The organism is Streptomyces inhibens (assembly GCF_003389455.1).
Taxonomy (GTDB): Bacteria; Actinomycetota; Actinomycetes; order Streptomycetales; family Streptomycetaceae; genus Streptomyces; species Streptomyces inhibens.
The window spans coordinates 1-5,226 of the sequence record NZ_QUAC01000022.1; the positions used below are offsets into that span (position 1 = coordinate 1).

The 5,226-nt window shown below is 73.4% G+C and carries 2 protein-coding genes and 1 pseudogene; 2 read left to right on the forward strand and 1 reads right to left on the reverse strand.

The features are described 5' to 3' along the window. The coding region (locus DY245_RS48110; protein WP_425329340.1) for a condensation domain-containing protein at nucleotides 1-749 on the forward strand (749 nt) is incomplete at both ends. Between the two features lie 283 nt (nucleotides 750-1,032). After that, nucleotides 1,033-3,615, forward strand: coding sequence for an amino acid adenylation domain-containing protein (locus DY245_RS48115; RefSeq protein WP_425329341.1), 2,583 nt, complete (start codon nucleotides 1,033-1,035; stop codon nucleotides 3,613-3,615). Between the two features lie 58 nt (nucleotides 3,616-3,673). Here DY245_RS48115 and DY245_RS03885 read toward each other — a convergent pair. Then, a pseudogene (locus DY245_RS03885) lies at nucleotides 3,674-5,226 on the reverse strand (AfsR/SARP family transcriptional regulator); the annotation flags it as partial.

A 5,226-nucleotide genomic window follows, 5' to 3' on the forward strand; every position in this document is an offset into this window, starting at 1 on the left:
TGCGAGTGATGGGTGGTCGGAGGCGCCGTTGTTGCGGGATGTGTCGGTTGCTTATGAGGCGCGGTTGGCGGGTGGTGTTCCGCGGTGGGTGGCGTTGCCGGTTCAGTATGCCGATTACGCCTTGTGGCAGCGTGAGTTGTTGGAGGAGGTGGGGGAGGAGCAGGCGGCGTTTTGGGCCCGTACGCTTTCCGGTCTGCCGCAGGAGTTGGCGCTTCCCGCCGACCGGCCGCGCCCGGCGCAGCCGACCCACGAGGGCGGTCTGGTGCGCTTCGAGCTGCCGGCCAAACTCCATGGCTGCCTGGCCTCCCTGGCCCGCGACCACGGCGCGACGGTCTTCATGGCCCTGCAGGCCGCGGTGGCGACGCTGCTGACCCGGCTCGGCGCCGGCACCGACATCCCGCTCGGGACCCCCACCGCAGGACGCACCGATCAGGCCCTCGACGACCTCGTCGGCTTCTTCGTCAACACCCTCGTCCTGCGCACCGACACCTCCGGCAATCCGACCTTCGCCGAACTCCTCCAGCGGGTGCGCGAGACCGACCTCGCCGCGCTGGCCCACCAGGACCTGCCGTTCGACCGGATCGTGGAAGAGCTCAACCCTGACCGCACCAGCGGCCGGCACCCCCTGTTCCAGACCATGATCGTCCTCCAGAACAACGCCGAGGCGAGCTTCCGCCTCGCCGACACCACCCTCACCCCCCAGTCCTTCGACACCGTCCCCGCCAAGTTCGACCTCGACTTCACCTTCGNGACACCGTCCCCGCCAAGTTCGACCTCGACTTCACCTTCGTCGAGTGTGCGGCGGCGGACGAAGGCCCCGCAGGGATCCGCGGCATCCTGCACTACTCGGCCGACCTTTTCGACCACGGCACCGCCGAGTCCCTGGTCCAGCGCCTGCTGCGGGTCCTCGGCACGGTCACCGAGGCGCCGGACACCCGCCTCGACACGCTGGACCTGCTCTGCCCGCAGGAGACCGCCCGCGTCCTGACGCAGTGGAACGACACCGACCGTCCGCTGCCGGACGACCGGCTGCTGCACGAGGTCTTCGAGGAGCACGCCCGGCGCTCGCCCGACGCCACGGCCCTGGTCGATGCGGACGGCCTGCTGACCTTCGGAGAACTCAACTCCCGCGCCAGCCAGTTGGCCTGGCTGCTGATCGCCCAGGGAGTGGTGGCGGACCAGCACGTCGCCACGCTGCTGCCGCGCACCGCCGAGCACCTCGTCGCCCAGCTGGCCGTGCTGAAGGCCGGCGCCTGCTACGTACCGCTGGACCCGGAGTACCCGGTGGAGCGGCTTGCCCTCATGCTGGCGGACGCGGCCCCCGTGCTGCTGCTGACCGACGTGGCGGGCGAGGTCCGGCTGCGACCGCACTGCGCGGCGGCGCTGCCGGTCCTGCCGCTGGATGATCCCGCCGTCCACGCGGCCCGCGCCGGGTACCCATCCGCCGATCCCGCCCCCGAGGACCGTCCCGTACGGCTGCGTCCGGACCACCTCGCCTACGTGATCTACACCTCCGGTTCGACCGGCCGGCCGAAGGGCGTCGCCGTCGAACACCGCGGCCTGATCAATCTCTTCCACGGCCACCTCGGCGAGGTGCACGCCGCGCAGGCGGCGGACGGGCCACGCCTGCGGGCCGCGCTGACCGGCCCGCTGACCTTCGACTCGTCCTGGTGCTCGCTGCTGTGGCTGATGGGAGGCCATGAACTGCACCTGGTCGACGACGAGACCCGCCGGGATCCGCAGGCGCTGGCCGAGTACGTCGCCTCCGAGGCCATCGACTACCTGGAGATCTCACCGACGTTCTGCCGCCAACTGATGGCGGCGGGACTGCTGTCGGACGACCGGCCCGCCCGGCCGCGCGTGATCGAACTCGGCGGCGAGGGCTGCGACCAGGCCCTGTGGAGCGATCTGCGGGCCGTGACCGGGACCACGACCGTCAACGGCTACGGTCCGACGGAGGCCACGGTGTACGTCACGTACGCGTACGCCGCGGACCACGAGCGGCCGACGATCGGGCGGCCGATGGGGAACAACCGCGTATACGTCCTGGACGCGGGGCTCCGGCCGGTACCGCCCGGGGTCACCGGCGAGCTGTACCTGGCGGGGGCCGGAGTGGCCCGCGGCTACGTCGGCCGGCCCGCGCTGACCGCGCAGCGGTTCGTGGCCTGCCCGTTCGGAGGGCCTGGTGAGCGCATGTACCGCACCGGGGACCTGGCGCGGTGGACCGCCGACGGCGCCCTGGAGTACGTGGGCCGCGCCGACGAGCAGGTCAAGATCCGGGGCTTCCGGATCGAGCCGGGCGAGGTGGAGACGGCGCTCGCCGGCCACGAGGCGGTGGGCCAGGTCGCCGTGATCGTCAGGGAGGACCGGCCCGGCGACAGGCGGCTGGTGGCCTATGTGGTTCCCACACGAGGCGGCGACGGCCCGGCGGCGGAGCTGCCGGACGCAGGCGCGCTGCGGCGCTTCGCGGCGGCCACTCTGCCGCGCCACATGGTCCCGTCCGCCTTCGTCCTCCTGGACGCCCTGCCGCTGACCTCACGGGGAAAACTGGACCGGCGGTCGCTGCCGGCACCGGGTGGCGGCACGGCGGAGCACCGGCGCGGCCCGCGCACGGTGCGCGAGGAATTCCTGTGCGGACTGTTCTCGCAGGTGCTGGGTGTGCCCGAGGTGAGCATCGACGACGACTTTTTCGCGCTGGGCGGCCATTCGATGCTCGCCACCCGGCTGATCGGCCGGATCCGGTCCGTGCTCGGGGCCGAGCTGGACATCAGGACCCTGTTCGACGCCCCCACCGTCGCCGAACTCGCTGAGCGCCTCACCGAGAACCGGCGGGAGGACTCGCTCGCCGTGCTCCTTCCCCTGCGCACGGCCCGTCCGTCGTCCTCCCGTGCGGCTGCCGCACCCATCCCGCTGTTCTGCGTCCATCCGGCGGCAGGCATCAGCTGGGTGTACTCGGGGCTGCTGCGCCACCTGCCGCCCGGCCGGCCCGTGTACGGCCTCCAGGCGCACGGCCTCACCGAGCCGGACGCCGCCCCGGACAGCATGGCGGAGATGGTGCGGGCGTACCTGGCGCAGGTCCGCGCGGTCCGGCCGCAGGGGCCCTACGCGCTGCTCGGCTGGTCCTTCGGCGGCCTGGTGGCCCACGAGATGGCCGTCCAGCTCCAGGAGGAGGGCCAAGAGGTCGCTTCCCTGGTGCTGATGGACAGCTTCCCGCCGGGTGGCGGCACCCCACGCGGGGGCGAGGCGGTCAACGAGGCCGAGCTCCGGCAGGCGCTCTTCGCCTCGCTGGGCCGGCAGCCGGACGCCGACGACCCCGCCGGGCCACTCGCCCTGCTCGGGGAGCGCGGCATCGCGGCCATGCTGCGGGTCTTCGCGCACCACGGTGACCTCCAGAGCGGCTTCGTGCCCCGCACCTTCCAGGGCGATGTGCTGCTCTTCGAGGCCACCGAGGGCAAGGCCGTGGACGCCCCCCGGCCGGACGACTGGCACCCGTACGTCACGGGCCGGGTCGACGTCACCCCGGTGCGCGGCGCACACGGCGAGCTGACCCGCCCGGACCAACTCGCGCAGATCGGACCGGTGCTGGCCGCCTGGCTGGAGCGCGTGCGCAGGTGATGCCGTACGTGCGTGACACGCCCCGCCCGGACGCCGGGGGAGCCCCGGGCGGGATGTGTCACGGGAGCGCGGCAACGGCCGGCCCGGCCTGCCGCAACTCCCGGTACAACTCCGCGGCCTTCGCCAGGTGGCCGTCCGCCTCGCAGGACCGCCCCACGGCGCGCAGGGCTTCGCCCAGTACCTGGTGGCTGCGCGCCAGCAGCTGCTGTTCACCGGCGTCCTGGGCCCCGGCCAGCGCCTCCCGGGCGTGGCCGACCGCGGCATCGGCGTCCCGGGCCGCCAACAGGGCCACGGCCAGCTGGGACTGACACTCCGTCACGTTGCGGATGTGATGCGAGGCCCGGGCCCGCTCCAGCACCCGGCGGTAGAGCCGGACCGCCGCGGTGTGCCGACCGCCGTACAGCAGGCTGTCCGCCTCCGTCATCATCACCCTGATCAGCCATTTCACGTCCTGGCAGCGAGTGAGGACAGCGGCCAGCTCCCGGCACTGCGCCCCGATGGCGGCCAGTTCCGTGTGCCGGTCCGGATCCAGGACCTCTATCTGGAGCAGGACGGTGCGGCGCCGGGCGACCAGCGATCGGTCGCCGGTGGTCGCGGCGAGTGCCACCGACTGCTGTGCGTATCCGCGGGCCGCCTCGAAATTGCCGAGCTGAAGCTCCAGTTGAGCCAGCATGGCGAGGCTGAACAGCACGGCGAGGAACGGCCGCTGCCCGTCGGCGGGCCTGGGCGCATCACCGAAGATCTCCACCACTTTCCGCAGATGTTCGCGGGCGCGGTGCGGGGAACCGGAGCTCGGGTGTTTCCTGAGGATCGCGCCCGCCGCAAAGTAGGCGGTACCGATCACGTCCCTGCCGCAGTGCGCCAGCGCCGCCGGGAGCAGGGCGGTGGCGGCCCGTCCGAGCGCCCCCAGGGGCAGCACCTCCTCGAAGCAGGGCACGAGGGTCAGCACGTCCACGGCCAGCGCCACCGCGTCCGGATCGCCGTCGGCCGCGGCCTGTTCGACCACGGCGGTCAGCGAGGGCAGTGCCCCGCGGACCCACCGCACCGCCTCCGGCGCGCCGGACATCTCCAGGTCGGGGGTCCGCCGCGGGTGGGCCTCCGCGGTCAGCGGGCCGCTCAGCGGCTGGGTGGCCCGTACGGCCGCGACGACGCCGGCGCACAGGAAGTCGACCGCGCCGCGCACCACCGCGCGGTGCTCGGTGCCGGGTAACTCGGTGCGGGCCTTCTGCCGCGCGTACGCCCCGACCAGGTCGTGGAAGTGGTAGCAGCCCGGCGCCCCGGTCTCCAGCAGCGCGGCATCGACCAGCGCCTCCAGCACGTCCTCCACCTCCCGCTCCGGCATCCGCAGGGCCGCCGCCGCGGCCCGTACGTCGAACTCGGCGCAGTGCGGGACCGACAGGGCAAGGAACGCCTGGGCGTGCCGGACGGACAGCTGCGCGAACGACATCTCGAACACCGCCTCGACCGTCACCTCGCCCACCCGCAGCTCCGCAAGGAGCCGGGCCTGGTCCGAGACCCGCTCCAGCAGCGCGGCGACGCTCCACCCCGGCCGGGCCGCCAGCCGCGCCCCGGCCGCCCGCAGCGCGAGCGGCAGGTGGCCGCAGGCCGCCG